This window comes from Burkholderia sp. BCC0506 (assembly GCF_902833145.1).
Lineage (GTDB): Bacteria > Pseudomonadota > Gammaproteobacteria > Burkholderiales > Burkholderiaceae > Burkholderia.
The window spans coordinates 772896-792825 of sequence record NZ_CADFEN010000001.1 but is presented as its reverse complement, the minus strand read 5'-3'; the positions used below and the strand labels follow the sequence as shown (position 1 = coordinate 792825).

At 63.8% G+C, this 19930-nt stretch carries 21 protein-coding genes and 1 pseudogene; 15 read left to right on the top strand and 7 right to left on the bottom strand.

Annotated features, from left to right (window positions below):
* Window positions 1–128: 128 nt before the first annotated feature.
* Together glp and fdhD are read right to left on the bottom strand one after the other, a co-directional pair.
* On the bottom strand, window positions 129–1343 hold the full coding sequence (gene glp / locus HWX62_RS03435) for a gephyrin-like molybdotransferase Glp (RefSeq protein ID WP_175929852.1): 1215 nt from the start codon (window positions 1341–1343) through the stop codon (window positions 129–131).
* On the bottom strand, window positions 1340–2197 hold the full coding sequence (gene fdhD, locus HWX62_RS03430; RefSeq protein ID WP_175929853.1) for a formate dehydrogenase accessory sulfurtransferase FdhD: 858 nt from the start codon (window positions 2195–2197) through the stop codon (window positions 1340–1342). Before fdhD ends, glp begins: the two co-directional genes overlap by 4 nt.
* 422 nt (window positions 2198–2619) lie before the next feature.
* Here fdhD and HWX62_RS03425 point away from each other — a divergent pair, with 422 nt between their 5' ends.
* The 4 genes from HWX62_RS03425 to HWX62_RS03410 all read left to right on the top strand — a co-directional run bounded on the left by HWX62_RS03425 (window position 2620) and on the right by HWX62_RS03410 (window position 6558).
* Window positions 2620–4020 carry a cytochrome ubiquinol oxidase subunit I gene (locus tag HWX62_RS03425; protein WP_175929854.1) on the top strand — a complete coding sequence of 467 codons (1401 nt, stop codon included), beginning with the start codon at window positions 2620–2622 and terminating at the stop codon, window positions 4018–4020.
* Window positions 4021–4022: 2 nt separating this feature from the next.
* A complete protein-coding gene (gene cydB / locus HWX62_RS03420) occupies window positions 4023–5030 on the top strand; it encodes a cytochrome d ubiquinol oxidase subunit II (protein WP_175929855.1) in 1008 nt (335 codons plus the stop codon).
* A 104-nt stretch (window positions 5031–5134) separates the two neighbouring features.
* Entirely contained in the window at window positions 5135–6055 is a 921-nt protein-coding gene (locus HWX62_RS03415) for a bestrophin family ion channel (protein WP_175929856.1), read from the top strand.
* Between the two features lie 92 nt (window positions 6056–6147).
* Window positions 6148–6558 (top strand): VOC family protein, encoded by a 411-nt coding sequence (locus HWX62_RS03410; RefSeq protein ID WP_175929857.1) that lies wholly within the window; start codon window positions 6148–6150, stop codon window positions 6556–6558.
* A 22-nt stretch (window positions 6559–6580) separates the two neighbouring features.
* Here HWX62_RS03410 and HWX62_RS03405 read toward each other — a convergent pair whose 3' ends face one another.
* Together HWX62_RS03405 and HWX62_RS03400 are read right to left on the bottom strand one after the other, a co-directional pair.
* A complete protein-coding gene (locus HWX62_RS03405; protein ID WP_175929858.1) occupies window positions 6581–6940 on the bottom strand; it encodes a DUF1493 family protein in 360 nt (119 codons plus the stop codon).
* A gap of 340 nt (window positions 6941–7280) precedes the next feature.
* Window positions 7281–7580, bottom strand: a pseudogene (locus tag HWX62_RS03400) (tryptophan--tRNA ligase); the annotation flags it as partial.
* Window positions 7581–8862: 1282 nt separating this feature from the next.
* On the opposite strand from HWX62_RS03400, the gene HWX62_RS03395 reads away from it, so the two are divergent.
* Genes HWX62_RS03395 through HWX62_RS03385 form a run of 3 tightly spaced genes read left to right on the top strand, consistent with a single transcriptional unit; the run spans window position 8863 to window position 12023 of the window.
* Complete coding sequence (locus HWX62_RS03395; protein WP_208458643.1) at window positions 8863–9162, top strand: hypothetical protein; 300 nt, start codon at window positions 8863–8865, stop codon at window positions 9160–9162.
* A 43-nt stretch (window positions 9163–9205) separates the two neighbouring features.
* On the top strand, window positions 9206–10501 hold the full coding sequence (locus tag HWX62_RS03390; protein ID WP_347879931.1) for an HlyD family type I secretion periplasmic adaptor subunit: 1296 nt from the start codon (window positions 9206–9208) through the stop codon (window positions 10499–10501).
* The gene (locus HWX62_RS03385; RefSeq protein ID WP_244135940.1) at window positions 10491–12023 is read left to right on the top strand and encodes a TolC family protein; all 1533 of its coding nucleotides are present in this window, start codon (window positions 10491–10493) and stop codon (window positions 12021–12023) included. The genes HWX62_RS03390 and HWX62_RS03385 overlap by 11 nt, the downstream gene beginning before the upstream one ends.
* Window positions 12024–12360: 337 nt before the next feature.
* Here the strand turns inward: HWX62_RS03385 and trpS are convergent, their stop codons facing one another.
* Together trpS and HWX62_RS03375 are read right to left on the bottom strand one after the other, a co-directional pair.
* Complete coding sequence (gene trpS / locus HWX62_RS03380; RefSeq protein ID WP_175788911.1) at window positions 12361–13374, bottom strand: tryptophan--tRNA ligase; 1014 nt, start codon at window positions 13372–13374, stop codon at window positions 12361–12363.
* Window positions 13375–13583: 209 nt separating this feature from the next.
* Entirely contained in the window at window positions 13584–13739 is a 156-nt protein-coding gene (locus tag HWX62_RS03375; protein ID WP_175929860.1) for a hypothetical protein, read from the bottom strand.
* Between the two features lie 494 nt (window positions 13740–14233).
* On the opposite strand from HWX62_RS03375, the gene HWX62_RS03370 reads away from it, so the two are divergent.
* The 4 genes from HWX62_RS03370 (at window position 14234) to HWX62_RS03355 (ending at window position 16369) form a co-directional block, all read left to right on the top strand.
* A complete protein-coding gene (locus HWX62_RS03370) occupies window positions 14234–14887 on the top strand; it encodes a hypothetical protein (RefSeq protein ID WP_175929861.1) in 654 nt (217 codons plus the stop codon).
* Between the two features lie 91 nt (window positions 14888–14978).
* The gene (locus HWX62_RS03365) at window positions 14979–15311 is read left to right on the top strand and encodes a RebB family R body protein (RefSeq protein WP_174432906.1); all 333 of its coding nucleotides are present in this window, start codon (window positions 14979–14981) and stop codon (window positions 15309–15311) included.
* 192 nt (window positions 15312–15503) lie between these two features.
* Entirely contained in the window at window positions 15504–15866 is a 363-nt protein-coding gene (locus tag HWX62_RS03360) for a RebB family R body protein (RefSeq protein ID WP_175929862.1), read from the top strand.
* A gap of 179 nt (window positions 15867–16045) precedes the next feature.
* Window positions 16046–16369, top strand: a complete 324-nt coding sequence (locus tag HWX62_RS03355; protein ID WP_175929863.1) for a RebB family R body protein — start codon at window positions 16046–16048, stop codon at window positions 16367–16369.
* Between the two features lie 78 nt (window positions 16370–16447).
* Here HWX62_RS03355 and HWX62_RS03350 read toward each other — a convergent pair whose 3' ends face one another.
* Window positions 16448–17290, bottom strand: coding sequence for a Crp/Fnr family transcriptional regulator (locus tag HWX62_RS03350; RefSeq protein WP_244135939.1), 843 nt, complete (start codon window positions 17288–17290; stop codon window positions 16448–16450).
* 243 nt (window positions 17291–17533) lie between these two features.
* Here HWX62_RS03350 and HWX62_RS03345 point away from each other — a divergent pair, with 243 nt between their 5' ends.
* From HWX62_RS03345 to HWX62_RS03330, 4 genes are all read left to right on the top strand, one after another.
* The gene (locus HWX62_RS03345; RefSeq protein ID WP_175929864.1) at window positions 17534–18091 is read left to right on the top strand and encodes a sigma-70 family RNA polymerase sigma factor; all 558 of its coding nucleotides are present in this window, start codon (window positions 17534–17536) and stop codon (window positions 18089–18091) included.
* A 114-nt stretch (window positions 18092–18205) separates the two neighbouring features.
* A complete protein-coding gene (locus tag HWX62_RS03340) occupies window positions 18206–18499 on the top strand; it encodes a RebB family R body protein (protein ID WP_175929865.1) in 294 nt (97 codons plus the stop codon).
* 35 nt (window positions 18500–18534) lie between these two features.
* Window positions 18535–19140, top strand: coding sequence for a hypothetical protein (locus HWX62_RS03335; protein ID WP_244135938.1), 606 nt, complete (start codon window positions 18535–18537; stop codon window positions 19138–19140).
* A 212-nt stretch (window positions 19141–19352) separates the two neighbouring features.
* Complete coding sequence (locus tag HWX62_RS03330; RefSeq protein WP_175929867.1) at window positions 19353–19799, top strand: hypothetical protein; 447 nt, start codon at window positions 19353–19355, stop codon at window positions 19797–19799.
* Window positions 19800–19930 lie beyond the last annotated feature (131 nt).

Sequence of the window (19930 nt, the reverse complement as noted above, 5' to 3'; positions counted from 1 at the left end):
CCGGCAGAGACACAATCGCGCCCGAATTGCAGGAATACAGTTCGCCGCGCGCGACGTGCGACAGGTGCGGCGAAAGTGCCGGCGAAAGGGGCGAAGGCGCTGCATCGCGCAGCTATCCGGCGTCGCGCTCATGCGAGCCAGCGTGCGAATTCGTAGTACGGAACCGCGTCGCCGCGCGCGATGGTGCGTCCGGCCGGCAGCCGGGCGAGGCCGGTTGCCTGCACGAGCGACTGCAGCGTGCCGGCGCCTTGCTGGCGCAGCGTATCGAGTACCGGGGCGCCGTCGGTGCCCACCGTGCAGCGCACGCGCACGAAGCGCTCCCGCTGCGCATCCGGCTCGAAGCCGGTGTCGATCGGCAGCGACGGCACGACGAGCAGGCACGCGTCGCGCCCCTGCAGGCGGCGGATCAGCGGCGCGACGAACAGCGCGAACGCGGTCGTCGCGGCGCCCGGATTGCCGGGCAGCAGCACGACGGGCCGCGCATCGAGCCGCGCGAGCGCGACCGGTTTGCCAGGCTTCATGCGCACGCCGGCGACGAGGAACGACGCACCGAGCGCGGTGAGTGCAGGGCGCAGCAGGTCCTTGTCGCCGACCGACGCGCCGCCGACGCAGATCACGAGGTCGCACCGCGCGTGCAGGTCGCGCAGCGCCCGATCGACGGCGGCCGCGGTATCGGCCGCGTGCCGGCACATCGCGACGTCGGCGCCGGTTCCCGCGACCAGCGCGGCGAGCATCGGTGCGTTGCTGTTGTAGATCTGCTGCGGCGCACGCGCGTCGCCGCATGCGACCAGTTCGTCGCCGGTCGTCAGGATCCCGACGCGCAGTGCCGCGCGCACGTCGATCCGCGCGAATCCTTGCGCGGCGGCCACGCCGACGTGCATCGCGCCCATGCGCACGCCGGCCGGCACGAGCAGGTCGCCCGCGCGGACTTCCTCGCCGCGGCGGCGGATGTGCGACCCGCGGCGCTGCGGGAAGTCGAACGTGACGCTGCCGTCTTGTTCGTGCGCCTGCTCCTGCATCACGACGGTGTCGGCGCCGGGCGGAATCAGGCTGCCGGTGAAGATGCGGGCGGCCGTGCGCGGCGCGAGCGGCGCGGGCGTGTCGCCGGCATAGCAGCGCTGCGCGACGCGCAGCGGTTCGCCGTGCGCGAGGTCGGCGTGCCGCACGGCATAGCCGTCCATCGCGCTCTGGTCGGCCGGTGGCTGGTCGAGCACCGCGGTCAGCGGCGCGGCCAGCACGTGGCCGCGCGCTTGCGCGACCGGCACGGGCGCGGCGGCCTCGAGCGGCGCGAACGCGCCGGCGAATTGCTGCTGCGCGGTATCGAAATCGAACAGGTGTTTCATGACGAGTGGGCCGGTGCAGGCAATGGGTCGAGGTGAGCGGCGGCGGGCGAGACGTATTCGACGAAGCCGTCGTTGCGGCAGAAGCCGAGCAGCCGCACGCCGGCTTCGCGGGCCACGTCGATCGCGAGCGACGTCGGCGCCGAGATCGTCGCGATCATCGGGATGCCGACCCGCGCGGCCTTGCGCACCAGTTCGTAGCTCGCGCGGCTCGACAGGAACACGAAGCCCGCGCGCAGGTCGGCGCGGCGGCGCGCGAGCTGCCCGATCAGCTTGTCGAGCGCGTTGTGGCGGCCGACGTCCTCGAACACGTAGAGCACCGTGCCGTCGCGATCGCACCACGCGGCCGCGTGGATCCCGCCCGTCTCGCGCATCAGCGTCTGGCGGGCCGGCAACGCTCGCGCGGCGCGCGCGATCGCGTCGGCGCCGATGCCCGCGGCCGCGCCGGCGGCCGCGATACGCGGCGGGTGCAGGTCGAGCTGCGCGATGCTTTCGATGCCGCACACGCCGCAGCCGGTGCGGCCGGCCAGTGCGCGGCGGTGCGCCTTCAGCGCCATGAACGCCTGCTGCGACACGGTCAGCCGCACTTCGGCGCTGCCGGGCCGGCATTCGCTTTCGATGTCGAAGACGTCCGACGCGCGCTCGACGATGCCTTCGCTCAGCGCGAAGCCGAGGCCGAACGCGTCGAGGTCGATCGGTGTGGCCATCATCACCGTGTGCGCGATGCCGTTGAACACGAGTGCAACCGGCGTTTCGTCGACGACGCGATCGACGGTGTCGCACGCGTCGCCGGCACGATGGCGGGTCACCTGACACGCGATGCTGCCGGTCGGATCGTCGCGGCGGGGGGGCTCCATGCGGTTTTCTCCAGGCGGGGCGGCCGGCGGGCCGGCCGGGCTCGGCGCGGGCGCCGAACGACGGGAATCGATGCCGCCGGGCGGGCGCCGACGGGCGCACGACCGCGGCGGGCAGGCGTTGGATCCCATGTTAATTGGAGTGAACAGTGCGCCCGAGACACAGCGCCGCCACGCGGAAAGCAGTACAGCTGAGCGTCCCGCCGGCACGGAAACTATTTTCCGTGCACACATCTTCGGCGGCGCAAGCAGCACAGTTTCAGCGCACGTTCGAGTGATTGCGAGTATCGTTGCAAACGCGATATCGTCATTCACGCTTCGATGCCGTGCGAGCGATCGTCCGTGTTCGCATGGGTTGTCGCGAAGCCGTCGCGCGATTTCCTGCTTCGAGCGTACGTCCTCACAACCACGAGCAAATTACGGTCATGGAAATCTTCGATGCGTTCCATCTCGCCCGATTGCAATTCGCATTCACGGTGTCGTTCCACATCGTGTTCCCCGCGATCAGCATCGGCATGGCGAGCTTCCTGGCAGTGCTGGAATGGCGCTATCTCGTCACCGGCGACGCCGCCTACAAATCCATGTTCCAGTTCTGGTCGAAGATCTTCGCGATCGGCTTCGGGATGGGCGTCGTCTCCGGCGTCGTGATGGCGTACGAGTTCGGCACCAACTGGGCCGGCTTCTCGCGTGTCGCGGGCAACATCACGGGGCCGCTGCTCACGTACGAAGTCCTGACGGCGTTCTTCCTCGAGGCCGGCTTCCTCGGCGTGATGCTGTTCGGCTGGCAGCGCGTGAGCCCGCGCGCGCACTTCTTCGCGACGCTGATGGTCGCGGTCGGCACGCTGATCTCGACGTTCTGGATTCTCGCGTCGAACAGCTTCATGCAGACGCCGCAAGGCTACAAGATCGAGAACGGGCTCGTCGTGCCGGTCGACTGGTTCAAGGTCGTCTTCAACCCGTCGTTTCCGTACCGTCTCGTGCACATGACGATCGCGGCGTTCATCGTCGCGGGCTTCATCGTCGCCGCGTGCGGCGCGTGGCACCTGCTGAAGGGGCGCCGCGACGAACCGGTGAAGCGTAGTTTCTCGATGGCGCTGTGGATGCTGCTGGTGCTCGCGCCGATCCAGATCGTCGTCGGCGATGCGCACGGGCTGAACACGCGCCAATACCAGCCGGCGAAGATCGCGGCGATCGAGGGGCTGTGGGAAACCGAGAAGGGCGGCACCGCGCTGAACCTCGTCGGGCTGCCCGACATGCAGGCCGAAACCACGCGCTATGCGATCCAGGTGCCGCACCTCGGCAGCCTGATCCTCACGCACAGCTGGGACGGCGAGATCCGCGGGCTGAAGGAATTCCCGCCGCAGGACCGCCCGTATTCGCCGATCGTCTTCTGGACGTTCCGGATCATGGCCGGCCTCGGGATGCTGATGCTGCTCACCGCGCTGCTCGGGCTGCTGCTGAGAAAGGGTGGGCGCCTGTATGAAACGCGCTGGTTCCAGCGGTTCGTCGTATGCATGGGGCCATCGGGCATCGTCGCGTTGCTGGCCGGCTGGATCACGACCGAGGTCGGGCGGCAGCCGTGGACCGTGTACGGCGTGCTGCGTACCGTCGACTCGGTCTCCCCGCTCACCGCTCAGCAGGTCGGCGTGTCGCTGCTGGTGTTCGTGGTCGTGTATTTCCTGGTATTCGGAACGGGTATCTACTACATGATGAAACTGATGAAGCGCGGGCCGGCGGCCCAGGCCGGCTACATCGAGCTGCACCGGCATCCGGGGCTGCGCAAGAGCGCGCTGTCCACGCCGCTGAACGTCACCGAAGCGGAGTAACCATGCACATCGATCTTCCTGTCGTGTGGGCCGCGATCATCGGCCTCGGCGTATTCATCTACGTGATGCTGGACGGCTTCGATCTCGGCATCGGGCTGTTGTTTCCGTTCTTCGATGCGAAGGCCGAGCGCCAGGTGATGCTCGACACCGTCGCGCCGGTGTGGGACGGCAACGAGACATTCCTCGTGCTCGGCGGCGCGGGCCTCTACGGCGCGTTCCCGGTCGTGTACTCGACGCTGCTGCCGGCCAACTACCTGCCGCTGGTGCTGATGCTGGTCGGGCTGATCTTCCGCGGCGCGGCGTTCGAGCTGCGCGCGAAAGCCACGCGTACGCAGCATATGTGGGATCTCGCGTTCATCGGCGGCTCGGCGCTCGCCGCGTTCTGCCAGGGGATCGTGCTCGGCTCGCTGCTGCAGGGCATCAAGATCGAGAACAACCAGTTCGCGGGCGGGCCGTTCGACTGGCTGTCGCCGTTCAGCATGCTGTGCGGGATCGGCGTGCTCGTCACCTACGCGACGCTCGGCTGCGGCTGGCTGATCCTGAAGGTCGACGGGGAACTGCAGCGCAAGATGCGGCTGCTGATGAAGCCGCTCGCGGGCGTGCTGCTCGCGGTGATCGGCGTGGTCAGCCTGTGGACCGTGATCGGGCTGCCGGCCGTCGCGCATCGCTGGTTCGGCAGCGGCAACCTCGGCTGGTTCCTGCCGGTGCCGATCCTCGTCGTCGCATGCGTGTGGGGCATCTTCCACACGGTGAAGCGTGCGCACGAGGCCACGCCGTTCCTGCTGACGCTCGCGCTCGTGTTCCTCGGCTACACGGGGCTCGTGATCAGCATCTGGCCGAACATCGTGCCGCCGTCGCTGACGATCTGGGACGCGTCGTCGAGCCATGCGAGCCAGTTGTTCGCGCTCGTCGGCACCGTGATCGTGCTGCCGATCATCCTCGTGTATAGCGCGATGCAGTACCGCGTGTTCCGCGGCAAGGTGCGCGAGGGCGACATCGGTTATCACTGAGCGGTACGGCACCCGATGCGAAAGCGGCCCGCCATGCGCGGGCCGTTGCGTATCGGGTGCGGGCGCAACGGGTTGCGTATTCCTTTGGCAGTCGAGAAAACATCATGATCGTCAGACCACGACAGAACTGGCTCAGGATGCTGTTCGTATGGAACGGCTCCGTGCTGCAATCGATCATTCCCCAGCTCGTGTTCATGGCGATCGTCAGCACGCTGGCGGTCTTCACGAACGGGCGCATCTTCGGCGAGAAGATTCCGCTCAACACGGCGCCGTTCACGCTGTTCGGGCTCGCGCTCGCGATCTTCCTCGGGTTTCGCAACAACGCGAGCTTCGAGCGCTTCAAGGAAGCGCGGCACCTGTGGGGCAACCTGCTGATCGCCGCGCGCACCGTGACGTCGCAACTGCATCGCTACCTGCCCGACAGCGTGAGCGATGCCGAGCGCAACCGGCTCGCCGATCTGCTGATCGCGCTCGCGTATGCGCTGAAGCACCAGCTGCGCCATACCGATCCGACCGAAGACCTGCTGCGCATTCTCGGCGCGGAGCGCACGGCCGCGCTCGGCGGCAAATGCTACAAGCCGGTCGCGATCCTCGACGAATTGCGCGGCGGTATCGTCCGTGCGCTGGGCCGCGTCCCCGGCGGCGACGCGACCTGCTGGATGTTCGAAGCGCAGCTCGACGAACTCGGCAAGTCGGTGGGCGGTTGCGAGCGCATCCTGTCGACGCCGATTCCGTTTTCGTACAGCGTGCTGCTGCATCGCACCGTGTATGCGTATTGCGTGCTGCTGCCGTTCGGGCTCGTCGATTCGACTGAATTCTTCACGCCGCTGATCTGCGTGTTCATTTCGTACACGCTGATCGCGCTGGAAGCGATCGCGAACGAAGTGGCCGAGCCGTTCGGTCTCGCGCCGAATGCGCTCGCGCTCGATGCGATCACGCGCACGATCGAGCGGTCGGTGCTGGAACTCGGGGATCGGCCGATACCCGAGGAGTTCGTGCCGGCGTCGACGTATCAGATCACGTAGAGGGCGTGGTCGGTAGTGTAGTCGTCGGTGAGGTTGATCGGTCGGATCGGTGACGAGTGTGTAGACTCGGTTCGTTCAATGGAGCCAACACCATGCAACTTCTCGATCACGTGTCGATCGCTGTGCCGGATATCGATCTGGCACGCCCCTTCTACGATGCCGTCATGGCTGCGCTGGGCGCGACCAAGGTTTATGACCGGCCCAATGCGCTCGGCTATGGCGAACGGTGCAACGCGGACGACCCGGCATCGACTTTTCTGGCGGTGTATCTGGATCCCGCCGAAGTCGGGACGAGCAAGCGGCACTGGTGTTTCAAGGCCGCTTCCCGCGAGCAGGTGCATGCGTTTTTCGAGGCCGGCCTCGCGACGGGCGGCCGGTCCGACGGTGCCCCTGGATTGCGGCCGCATTATCACAGCAACTACTACGCGGCTTTTCTGATCGATCCGGCCGGCAACCGGATCGAGGCCGTGTGTAATGCGGCGCCAGAGCGCGAGCGGCCATGACGGTGGAGATGTTCCGCGGTCGTCAGTTTTCGACCGCTTTGGAGTCCCACGTCCCCAGCGATATCGCTTTACTCAGCATGCCGACGGTCAATGCATGTCGCTGGAACGTATGGGGCTTTCCGAGCAGGTATTTTCGCAACACGTGATAGAGCAGCCCCTCGCCCTCCATCAGGAAGTAACGCCCAAAATCGTAGTCCCCGCGATCGACGTCGAAGCGGTCGAAAAAGCGTTCCATGAAGATGTCGGCGTCGTCGCCGGTCTGCCCCAGGTCGTCCGAGATGGAGGTTTGCTCTGTAATACGGCGCTTGTCCGAGACAGCGGCTTCCTTGCGAACGAACGCTTCCAGCGCTTCCCAGTTGTGTCGGTCGCAATAGGTATTCACGCGGAGCCCTCGGGATGCAGGCGAGGCAGGCCGCACACGTTGTACGTCCCCGTTCGCCGTCGTTGTTATTGGCGGGCTACGTTAGCGAAGTCGTCTTTGCGGAGCAATGTCGAGGGTAGGCCAGCTGCTGCGGTGGCACGTTGACGAGCGACTCACGCGAAAGCCACACGACGGCCGTCTCTGGCCGCGTGGTGGCGGAAGCACCGACGGAACGCTCGCGCAGCCGGCCTTTTTCTTCGATGTGATGCCAGGGACGGAAGGTTTTCGAATTGTTGCCGGTTGCGTTCCATGTCGAGCGTGCATTGCGTAGTGAGCGCAATGCACGTCGCCATTGGATCGCTCAATCGAAATACGTCAGCCCCATCGCCCCCTTAACCTCCGCGAGCGTCGCCTCCGCCACTTCTCGTGCGCGCAGCGTGTCGCGTTTCAGGATCGCCATCACCTCGGCCTTGTCGGCCTCGAACTCTCGACAGCGCGCGCGGATCGGCTCGATCAATTCCTGCAGCCGCTCGTTCAGCACGCGCTTGACGACGCTATCGCCGAGGCCGCTGCGGCGATAGTGGGCCTTCAGTTCGTCGACCTTCGCCGCGTCGGGCTCGAACGTATCGAGGAACGCGAACACGACGTTGCCCTCGACCTGGCTGGCGCACGGATTGTTCGGACTGTGACAGTCGTTCCTTACACAGAAACGTTCTTTCATAAAGGAAGAAATATTATGAAAGAAGACCGACTTTGGTAAGGTAAACGATGAATTGTAATTCCATCATTTGCAAATTGCGAAGCGTGGGGCTCCGGGTTATCGAAGCCGCCAGCGATGACGTCAGCGCAGAAACGCAAATGCCGCCATCGCTGGCGGCATCACGTTTGGGACATGCAAAAAAAAACGGGCCGCCTGGGTCAGGCGCGCCACCAGCAATGCACGATCGGCGAGGCGGGTTTCGTTTCCATCGCGGCAGTATAGCGTAGTGCGCAGCGGACCGCGTCGGAGGCGAAATGCCGAATGACTGTATCGCTGAGGCCCCGGATATTCTCATCCGACCGCAGCGCTGCACTTATCGGCGTGGGCGGATTGCAGCAGTGCAACGGTAATTCTTGCGGCTTTGTCTTACATTGGCACCCGGGTTTTATCGAATGCTGGTGATCTTGACGTGCCGTACCGGAAGATCTGTTTAAGAAACGCGATTTGTAATTATGAAAACTCGGCACTTGTCGGGAGATGCGGTGGATTTTCGTGTGCGCGAAAGTAGAGGCAGAATCGATAACTTATTTCAAAAAGAAAGAAATATTATGAAATATGACTGGCTCCCGTAAGGGTAATGGTGAATTGTAATGTTGCCGTTTGCAAATGGATGGGTATGGAGTATCATCGGATGTATGCAGTGTCATTTGATGTCGATATTGGAAAAATTGTAGGAAAATAATTAAACCGGGGTCGTTCATGCATCAAGCGAATTTCTATTTTCTTTCCTTTAATCCGGATGAACATAAGAAATTATATTTTCTGGGTGATGGGCGTATCAATTTTAAATATCCAAACCTAAATGGCTTGAATTCTGCTTGGTCGACATGGTTGGCAGTAGCCGACGACGTTTGAGAGTAGAAACAGAACCTACTGCGCCGGGTGTCGATGTATTTCGCTTTCCAAGCTCCTTTTCATGGGCTGTTGGGAAATAATGCGCGCAGCTTGTTCTTTGGCTTCCTGTTGAGAGGCTGATTATCTGTGTGACGGGGATCCGGAAGTGTATCGGTGATTATTTATTGATATCGGAATGAAGTTCGTGTTGACCTATACTTTTGAGTGAAAAATAGAGAGATGTTATTGGTTTGTGTGTCACGCTGTTATTGGATTTAATTGTGATGCGCGGGCGGGGAAGTGTTTCGATTGATTTTGGGGTGAAAGAATGGCGATGGCGGGAGGGGGTGTGGATAGGGGTAATTTAAAATTATTAATTTATTTTATTTTGCCTGTAGCCTTTATTGTTGGTGGAATGGGTGGGCTGTGCAATGATTATATTAGAAATATGCGAGGCATTCCTGCAATGGCGTTTGCTTTGCTTGTGACAATAGGGCCGATTGCGACAATTTTTGCATTTGTTACTTCACTTGCGTCCAGTAAAATCCCTCCAAGGATGAAGCTGGTATTCATGATTTCTTTTTTTATCCTAATTGCACTCTTGGTCGTGGGGTTGAAAGGATATGTGACTGAGGTGTGCTTCAGATGAGGTAAAAAACGGGCGGTCGCGTCTTTCACACGAGCGGGCCTTTTTGCCCGCGAACCTCGAGTTGGTGGAAACACCGGTGCATCCGGCGCCGCAGTGGGCGATGCGGATTATCGTCGCGCTGGCGGGTTTCGTCACGCTGATTGCGTTGTTCGGCCAGCTCGACATCGTAGCCGTCGCGAAAGGGAAACTGCTGCCTGGCGTGCGGGTGAAGGTCATCCAGCCCGCCATAACCGGCGTCGTACGGCAGATTTTTGTTCATGACGGGCAGCGAGTGCACGCGGGACAGTTGCTGATGCAACTTGATTCGACCCAGGCCGCGGCGGATTCCGACAAGGCACGCTCATCCCGAATTGAAGCGGCGCTCGCCGCAGGACGCGCGCGCTCATTGCTGGACGCCCTGAGTTCGGGGCAGCCGCCCAAGGTCGTACGCGTCGATGGTGCATTGGAAAGCGAGCTGCAGGACGCGCAACATTATGCGGACGGACTCTATCGTGAGTATCGCGACAAGTTGAGCAGTGCGCAGGCCGAATTGCTCAAGAAGGAAGCCGAGCTCGACGAAACCCATCAGGAAATCGCCCGACTGGCCGCGACGGCGCCGCTCGCCCGCCAGCAGGCCGACCAGTACCAGTCCCTGGCAGAAGACAAGTACGTGGCGCGGACCGATTACCTGGACAAGGAGCAGGCCGCACTCGAAAAAGAGCATGAGCTTGCTGCTCAGAAAAGTCATGCACACGAGCTGATCGAAGGGATTGCGGAGCAGCGGGCGGACATTGCTTCGACGACATCGCAATTTCGAAGCGCTCAGCTCGATACGTTCGACAAGGCGACTCAGCAGCTCGTGCAAAGTCGGAATGACGAGACGAAGGCGGATACACGACAAAAGCTGATGAGCTTGACCTCTCCTGTCGACGGTACGGTCCAGCAACTGGCCATTCATACGCTCGGAGGCGTCGCCACTGCAGCTCAGTCCGTGATGGAAATCGTGCCCGACGATTCTGTCGAGGTTGAGGCGAATATCGAAAACAAGGACATCGGGTTTGTGAAGGTCGGTCAGACGGCGACTGTGAAGATAGAAGCGTTTCCCTATACGCGCTATGGCTACCTGACCGGCAAGGTTGTCTCGGTTTCCAACGACGCGGTACCGGACAAAAAGCTCGGCCTGACGTTTGTCGCACATGTTCGACTGCCGACGAACCGGATTCTCGCCAACGATCAATGGATCAATCTGACACCCGGCATGGAGGTGACGACCGAGATCAAGACCGGAAAGCGCAGCGTCGCGCACTATTTCCTTGATCCGGTGATGCAGACGAGTCAGGAGAGTCTGCGTGAACGTTGAACGCAATCGAGATGCTAGCGAACCTACGCGCCGAATGAAGGTGCAGGCGAAGAGGCTAACGCGGACGCTCTTCACGGGCTTGCTCGCGCTGTTTTCCATCGCCGGCGTATCGGATCCCGTTTGGGCGTTCGATCCACTGCGTACCAGCGGGGCCGTGTCGGCGACAGCCTCTGGTGCGATGCTCGACAACGGGGCCGCGAATGTCTGTATATTCGGCCCGCTCCCTCGTCCTCTACCTTTGCAGAATGCCGTCGAACGCAGTCTCTGCAACAATCCGAAAACGCGCGAAGCGTGGGCCCAGGTCAAGATACAGACTGCGGGTGTCGGTATCGGTCGCGCCGCTTATTTGCCTACGGTATCCGCGACGTGGCAAGGTGTACGCGATGAAACCGTGACAAACATCACCGGCCTGCCGCAGTACAGTTCTGTTTACCGGAATAGCGCACTCAGAACGGACAATGTTTCGTTGAGTTGGGTGCTCTATGATTTCGGTGGTCGCTCCGCGGCGCTGAGGAATGCCACGGCCTTGTTGGCGGTGGCGCAGGCGAACCAGCAGGCGGCGCTCGAAACCGCTTTCGCAAACGTGGCAAAAGACTACTATGCGGCACAGGCCGCGCAAGGTGCGTTCGCCGCGGCTGATGAGATCGAGCAAACGGCCAACGGTAGCTTCAAGGCGGCAACGGTTCGCGTGGACAAAGGCATCTCGCCGATCAGTGACGAGTTACAGGCTCAGACATCATGGGCCGAAACCGTCGTCGAGCGCACCAAGGCACTGGGCGCATGGCAGACCGCACTGGGTTCACTCGCGTCGGATTTGAACCTTGATCCTGACATACAGATCACGCTGCCGGACGTCGGTGACGGTGTGGCACCCGATGGGGAATTCAATGAAGCCGTTGCGGATCTCATCCAGGAAGCGAAGCGATCGCATCCCAGTGTAGTGGCTGCCCAGGAGCAAGTAGCGGCTGCAGTCGCCAAGGTTTCTCAAACACGCGCCGCTGGGCTGCCGAGTTTGAGCCTTGTGGCCAAATATAGCGAAAATAACGAACCGACGACGCTCCAAATAGGCGTACCTCAGTTTCCAACCACTGGGCACGAATGGTATTTGGGGTTTCAGTTGACGATACCGATCTTCGACGGGTTCGGGCGGACGTACCAGATCCGGCAGGATGAAGCGCAGGTCGAATTCCAGCGAGATACGCTCGACGAAGTGCAGCAGCAGGTTGGTCTGGATGTATGGACGAGTTACCAGGCGTTGCAAACGGCGACTCATAACATTGGCAACAGTGCGACACTGCTCGATGTCGCTCGCCGCTCCTACACGGCGGCGCAACATCGGTATCAGGGCGGGGTGGGGAATATCCTCGAACTGCTCAATGCTCAGTCATCGATGGCGGCCGCCAAGCGGCAGCGCATTCAAGCGTTGACCGACTGGCGTTCAGCCCGGTTGCAACTGGCGGCGAAGCTCGGAAAGCTGGGAATGTGGAGCCTTGCCGACGACGCTTCGGTGAGCCGTAGATAGCAGGGCAAGATTCACAGCGCAACGGCGTCGGCCGGCATGCGCAGGGCAACTGTTTGCCTGCAATTTGCCACATCGCATGCATGCCTTGCCGGCGGGCGGGGCTTGCCGTCTGAGCCGTGGATGAGGCGTGCGTCAGTCCTGATAGCAGGCCGCCGCTGGCGGTTGCCGTCGAATGCCTGATTCTCGGACCCAGCAGCGTTGCGTCGCGAGCGTGTAGCGAGTGTTCGGGGCAGTCGCCGGCAGCGAGTCGGCGGCTTTTCTGATCGATCCGGCCGGCAAGCGGATCGAGGCCGTGTGTCATGCGGCAGCGTAGCGCGAGCGGGCGTGACGGCGCCGCTCAATCGAAATACGTGAGCCCCATCGCTCCCTTCACCTCCGCGAGCGTTGCCCCCGCCACTTCCCGCGCATGCAGCGTGCCGCGCTTCAGGATCGCCATTACCTCGGCCTTGTCCGCCTCGAACTCGCGACGGCGCGCGCGGATCGGCTCGATCAGCGCCTGCAGCCGCTCGTTCAGCACGCGCTTGACGACGCTGTCGCCGAGGCCGCCGCGGCGATAGTGGGCCTTCAACTCGTCGACCTTCGCCACGTCGGGCTCGAACGCATCGAGGAACGTGAACACGACGTTGCCCTCGACCTGGCCCGGGTCGCTCACGCGCAGGTGGTTCGGGTCCGTATACATGTCCTTCACGGCCTGCGCGATCTCGTCCGGCGTCGAACCGAGCGTGATCGCATTGCCGAGCGACTTGCTCATCTTCGCCTTGCCGTCGATGCCGGGCAGCCGCGTGACCGCCGACAGCACGGCCTCGCATTCGACCAGCACCGGCTGCTCGACGGTCGCGTTGAAACGGCGCACGAGTTCGTTGGTCTGCTCGATCATCGGCAGCTGATCGTCGCCGACCGGCACGTGGGTCGCCTTGAACGCGGTGATGTCGGCGGCCTGGCTCACCGGGTAGGTCAGGAAGCCGGCCGGGATGTCGCGTTCGAAGCCGCGCAGGCGGATCTCTTCCTTGATGGTCGGATTGCGTTCGAGGCGCGCGACCGTGACGAGGTTGAGCAGGTATTGCGACAGCTCGGCAAGCTCGGGCACCTGCGACTGCACGACGATCGTCGAGATAGCCGGGTCGATGCCGACGGCCAGATAGTCGAGCGCGACTTCGATCACGTTCTCGGTGACGCGCTGGCGGCGCCCCATGTTGTCGGTGAGCGCCTGCGTATCGGCGAGCAGCAGGAATTGCGTCGCCTCGTGCTGCATCTGCACGCGTGCGCGCAGCGAGCCGATGTAGTGGCCGAGGTGCAGCGGGCCGGTCGTGCGGTCGCCGGTGAGGATGGTCGGGCGGGTGGGTTGCGTCATGGTCGTCGTTGGCTCCGGGTTGTCGAAGCTGCCAGCCATGACGTCAGCGCAGAAACGCAAATGCCGCCATGGCTGGCGGCATCACGTTTGGGACATGCAAAAGGAAACGGGCCGCCTGGGTCAGGCGCGCCACCAGCGATGCACGTTCGGCGAGGCAGGTCGGGTTTCCATCGCGCAAGTATAGCGTAGTGCGTGGTTGGCAGCGTGCTTCAGCGGATCACCGACTCCATCGCGAGGTAGGCGGTTTCGGCGGACGGCCACAGCAGGTACAGCAGGCCGGCCATCAGCAGCAGTGCGCCGGCGCGTACGAGCGGCGTGCGGTCTTTGTGGTGCGAGGGGCGGGAAGGCTGCTTCGGTTTCTTCATGCTTGCAGGCGCGGGGCGCGCCACTCCAACGGTTACTGCAACGGATCGCGCGGGGCGAGGCCGGGGTATGACGGGTTTTACGGGCGGTGGGCCGTGCGGTGCCCGGTCGCCCGGGCATGAGCGCAAAGTTTACCAGCCGCTTGGCCTTGGAAAAGGGGACGGTTCAGTGGGCGTGCCCGCTGCCCGCTGCCCGCGTAGAGGCGACCGGCATCCTAACAGTTCGGCGGTCCGGACACAGTCAAGAATTGTCGGGAACGGGCGCCGCCCGCGCGCGGTGCCGACCGGTTTCACATACCCCTCGCACGGTTCGTCCTTGCAGCGGTCCTGCCGAAATTTCCGGCAAGGCCGCCGCACATCCCTTTCCAGGAGAACCCCATGCGAGATCCATTGCAGCACGCCGGCCGCGGCGCCGTGGCGCGGCGTCCCACCGACCCGAAATCCGACCCGAACCGCACGTACCCGTGCCGCGGGCGAGCCACGCGGAGGTGCGCGCCATGAGCGACGACGCACTCGACCCCTTGCTGCGCCAGCTCGCGGAGAAACGACTCGGACGGCCGCTCGAACCCGGCGAAGAACGGGTGCTGCTGGAGCGGCTGTCGGGCCGGCACGGGAGCCCGCCGCCGGCCGCCGCCGGCCCGGCCGCACCGGCGAGCGCCGCGAACGCGCCCTTGCCGCAGTTCAAGACCCGGCAGGAGGCACGCGAACAGATCAAGCATTTTCTGCAGCTCAACCAGCAAAAGGCGTACGAGAAGATGCGCGGCATCCTGCAGACGATCGATACGCAGAACGAGACGACCCTCGGCATGCTGGCGTCGGAACAGCGGAAAGTAGCGGGCGTGCTCGACGCGCACGAGCCGGCGGGCGACGCGCCGGCATCCGGTGCAGCCGGAATCCAGGACAGCACCCGCGAAGCGCTGACGATGATCGGGGAACAGCTGACGGGCCTGATCCGGCAGGAAATCGAAGCATGCTTCCGGCAATACGGCGATGCGCTCGCGGAACGGCTTGCCGAATGGCTCGCCGAACGGCTTGCCGTCAGGCTCGACGCGATGGAGGACCGGTTGCGGAACATCGGCGCCGGCGCAGCCGTAGCGTCCGAACCCATCGCCGCCGTTCACGATACGCGCGGCCCAGCGTCCATGGAGTAGCACGCGGGTCATGCGGCGGAACGCGAAACAACGCGAAACCGGCCGGCCCCGATGTGCGGACCTCTCAACTACGTGAACCAAGGAGCAACAAATGGCTGATACGTGTCAAGTGTGCCAGGTCAATCCCGCAATTACCGATGCGGTCACACAGGTCAACGTCAAGGTGGTCGCGGAAGCGCCGGCAATGGCGATGGGCTCGCTGTACCAGGCCCAGAGCCATTCGCTCAGCATCCTGTTCGAGAACGCGGTGCAGCAGCAGTCGCAGGCCGCGATCCAGTCGCAAACGTCGACGAACGTGGGGACGATGCAGCTCTACACGATCGGGCCGGAAAGCGCGGGCGCGGCCGCCACGGAAATCGGCGCGAACGGGATCATTTCCATTCTGGCCGACGTGATCGCGATCGGGAAGGCCGTGGCCAAGTAGTAAGGCGTCGTCGCAGCACCGTGGTCGAGCGGCGGCGCAAGCGGCACGCGCCGCCGATACCGCCGCCGTGCCGCGGATCGCAGCATGACCGCCGGCGCCTGACCCATGGTGCCGCGCGGTGTTCCGGAGCAAACGACAGAGCGGGCAGAGCCGATTCGATGCGGCGCCCGTTCGCGAACCAGGAGAAATACGATGGCAAACGACGTCAACGATCCGCTTGACACGAAGGACCCCTGCAAGACCTGTGCGGTCAACGCCGCGATCACCGACGCGGTCACGCAGACCAACGTCAAGGTGGTCGGCGAAGCGCCCGCGATGGCCACGGGCTCGCTGTACCAGGCCCAGAGCCATTCGCTCAGCGTGCTGTTCGAGAACGCCGTGCAGCAGCAGTCGCAGTCCGCGGTGCAGCTGCCGACCTCGACGAACGTCGGCACGATGCAGCTGTACACGCTCGGGCCGGCGAGCGCCGGTGCCGCCGCGACGGAAATCGGCTCGAACGGCGTGCTGTCCGTGCTGGCTGACGTGCTGGCGCTCGGCAAGGCGCTGACCGCGTAACCCGGCGTCGGCGCCGGGCGGCGGCCCCGATCGCGGTGGCTGTCGCCCGGCGCCGCGCGCCCGACGCCGGGTCGACGCCCGTGCCGCCGGACACCCTGCCGCGTATCGACGGCGCCGACCGCCCCCTCATGCTTTCGCCATGACCGCGCCGCAGCGGCGCGCAAACCAGGAGCAACGACATGCCGGAACAGGTTTCCCCCGCGATGACCGATGCAGTCACGCAAGCCAACGTCAAGGTAGTGGGCGAAGCGCCCGCCGTGGCCTTGGGTACGCTCATGCAGTCGAACAGCCATGCCTCCGCGATCCTGCTTCACAACGCAGTGCAGATGCAGGCGAACCAGGCGGCGTCGAACCTCGCCGCCACGACCGTCGGCATCATGCAGCTCTACGCGGGCTCGCCGGCGGGGCTGGCCAGCGCGGCGCGCTCGTCGAACGACAGCTTCGTCTCGCAACTGGCCGCCGTCGCGCAGTTGATGAACGCCCTCGGCCACGGGCGCGGCTGATCTTCATTGCGCGCCGCGCAACCCGGCGCGCAACCTGCCTGCACGGCGGCGCCGCATGACGCGCGCGCCTGCCGGGCGTCAATTGGTGTCGGCGATGGTCCGGAGCTGCTCCGGTTTCTGAATCGTCACACCGTGTTCGTGTAGCCGGATCAGGCCGTCGCGCTGCATCTTCCGCAGGCTGCCGTTCAGCCGCGGCCGGCTGACGTTGAGCATCGCGGCGAGGATGCTCTGGTTCTCCGGCAGCGGCACCTCGAGATCATTCCCTTGCATGCGGTTCAGCAGATGGCGCGCGAGCCGGGCTTCGAGCCGGTACAGGCATGCCGACTCGACGAAGTCGCTCAACTGCTGAATGTGCCGGCACAGCTGCTCGTGGATGCGCCCCATGAATTCCGCGTCGGCCTGCAGCGGTGCGAAGTGCTGGCGATACAGCAGCGAAATGCGGCAGTCGGCGCTCAACTGGGCGGTGAAGCTGCGCCGATGCGCGCGAGTCAGCGCGTTTTCGCCGATGAAGTCGCCCGGCATCGCATGGCCGAGAATGATTTCGCGTCCGCCGGGTTCGTGCAGCGTCTTGTAGACACGGCCATGGTGCACGAACGCGACGAAATCCCCCGGCTCGCCCTTGAAGAACAGCAGGCGATTGCCGTGTTCGGGCCAGGGCGTGACATGCCGCTCGATGTGGGCGAGCAGGCTTTCCGGAAGACCGGTGAGTATCGGTATATTGCGCAGCGTTTGAGCGTTAGCAAGGGCAGGCATGTTTTCCGCGCGAGGTTGTTTGACGATGCAGCCACCTAGCGAAAAACGCTGCCTTCGGCATTGCGTGAAAAATGAATAATGAAAGTATTGAAATAATCGGCAAACGGTGCGGACGGGGCGGCACGTTGGCGGCCACCGCGCTCGACCGGCCGACACGGGAAGCGGCATGCCGCTGCACGGACGCATCGCGGCGGTAGTCGTTCTTTTTCATCGCAATGCCGTTATTCAGTCCGGTCCGGCGTCGCACCTGAAACGACGGATCGGGCTATGCCGGCGAATTAAAATTTCCGTTCATAATAATCAAGAATATTTACCGAAACCGATTATCGTTATATCGGTGTTACACGGGTAACAGCGCCATTCCCGGCATCGAATCGATTCTGTGTTTTCCATAAAAAAGGAAGACACGGGATGACGACCTCGAACCAGCACGCTGCCCCGCCGCCCGAATCTCCGGCGCAGCAGCTCGATCGCGCGTGGCGGGAAATGCAGGGGAAATTGCGGCGTCGCGCGCGCCTGTTGTGCAAGGGCGATATTCATCGCGCCGACGAGCTGCTTTCCGATACCGCGCTCAAGGTCCACATTTACCTGCAGCGCTCGCCCGAGCGCGTACGGAACCTGACGGGCTTTCTGTTTCTGGCGCTGAATCACGCGTTCCTCGATGGCGCGCGCCGCCGCCTGCGCGAAAGCGGCATGCTCGAATTCGACCCGGGCTGGGACGACGATCACGCCGTCGAGCTGGCCGGCCACGCGCCGTCGGTCGAGCAGCAACTGCTGCTGAGACAGCAGCTGCAGCGTCTCGAGCAGGCGTTGTCCATGCTGTCCCCGCAGCAGCAGATGCTGTTCACGCTGAAGTTCGAGGAGGACCGGCCCTATCTCCACATCGCCGCGACGCTCGGAATCAACGAGCCGCTTGCCAGAAAGCGCGTCGAGCTGCTGCGCAAGAAGTTGCGCGAGGAACTCGCATGAGCGCGTTCACGAACGCCGGCATGCAGCGTTCCTAACGGCATGCGCGGCGTCGATGGCCTGCCGGCCCGCCCGTTCCTTCAATCGCATGCCGAAGCCGAGATCCGAGGAGGCCTCGTGGCAGACAAAGTCAATGAGCAGATTACCGACGCGCTGACGCAGACCAACGTGAACGTCGTCGCGGGATCGCCGGCCCAGGCGCTGGGCACGCTTTACCAGATGTTCAGCCAGGCCGTCGGCATCTCGGCGCAGAACATGACGCAGCAGCAGGCGGCGCTGAACCAGATTTCGAACGCCGTCGTGTCGAAGGCCGTGGCCATGATCCTGTCCGTCGAAGCGTCGCCGAAGCCGCCATCGGGCGGCGCGTCGCTGCCTGCGGCGGGTGGGTCGACGACGGGCTCCACGCACTAGGACGCGATGACTATCGGGATACCTGAACCATGAACATGAAAGGTCTTTTGGGCGGACGCGGAGACGGCCCGACGCAAGCACCGGACGATGTCGCGGACGCCGCAGCCGAAGCGACGGCGCAGGCCGGGGGCGCGCCGCAGGACGCACCGGCGACAGCCGGCAAGCGTGCGTGGCCGGTCAACCGGCTGCGCCGGTTCACCGATGCACTGAAGGCGCCGGACCAAATCGCGGGTGCGGCCGGCTCCGCCCCGTCGGCGCTGCAGACCGTGCAGGCGATCAACGCGGAGACGGCGTCCTACGCGACGACGCAGATCTCCGTCGGCCCGAACATGATGATCACGCAGGCCGGCGGCATGGTCGCGCAGGCGGCGGCCAACTACTTCGAGGCGTCGACGTCGCTGGCGATCGCGGGCAAGAGCGTGCTGATGAAGGACCTCGCGCAGAAGACCATCGACGAGGACGTGAAAGGCATGGCGATGGATGCGGTGGGCCTGCTGTTGACCGACCTGTTCGTCGCGACCGCGGCGGTCGTCGCGGGCGCCGCGGAGGCGATCGAAGGCGAGGCCGCGAGCGTCGCGCTCGACCGGATCGACGAGAGCCTGCAGAAGTATCAGGCGCTGCTGGACAAGAAGGGCACGTAAGGCGCGGCGCGGATGACGAACGCCGCGCGCGTCATGCCGCGTGAACCGCGGGGCGATCGCCTGCCGCGCATGCGGCGGCACAGTATCCATCGACACGACCCGCCGGGCCGTCGGGCCCGATGCGGAAAGTGAGCGGCGGGAGCGACGCACGTTCTTGGCTGAACACGTTGCGGCCCGCTATCGGCAGTCCTGTTCAGTCATGTGAGGAAACCATGCCCTACATCATCGAGAACGTACAAGGTCCCGCGCCGCTCGGAGTCGGCGAGCGCAAATGGGGAGATGCGGCGGAAATCGATTTCGGTGTGATGACGAGCTGCATCGCGCTCGTCGAGCAGACGCCCGGCCAGCCGACGTTGGTGCGCGGCATCCATCTGTCGATCGTCGGTTCCGACGGCACGAACGTGTACGACACGGCGGCGGACGTCGCCGGACAGGTCGAGACGATCATGCAGCAAAGCGGCGACCTGCGTGCGTGCCTCGGGCGCATCGACGTCTGGCAGGCCAACGCGTCGCAAGAGGTGCGGGATTTCTTCGTCGCGTTGATGCGGAGTCTCGACATCACCGACTGGGTGCAGGTGCCGGACGGCAACCTGCGGGTGCGGCTCCATGGCGGCGTGATGCAGTACCAGAAGGGCACCGACGCCTGGGCCAACGTGTAGCCGGCCGACGCCGGCGGTTCCCGTCGGATGCCCGTCGTCGAAGGTCGCAGCGATGCAGTTGCTCAGGCAATCATGCCACCGTGCAAGATCATAAAAGAGTGCGGCCATCTCCTGTCGGATGAGGCCGCATT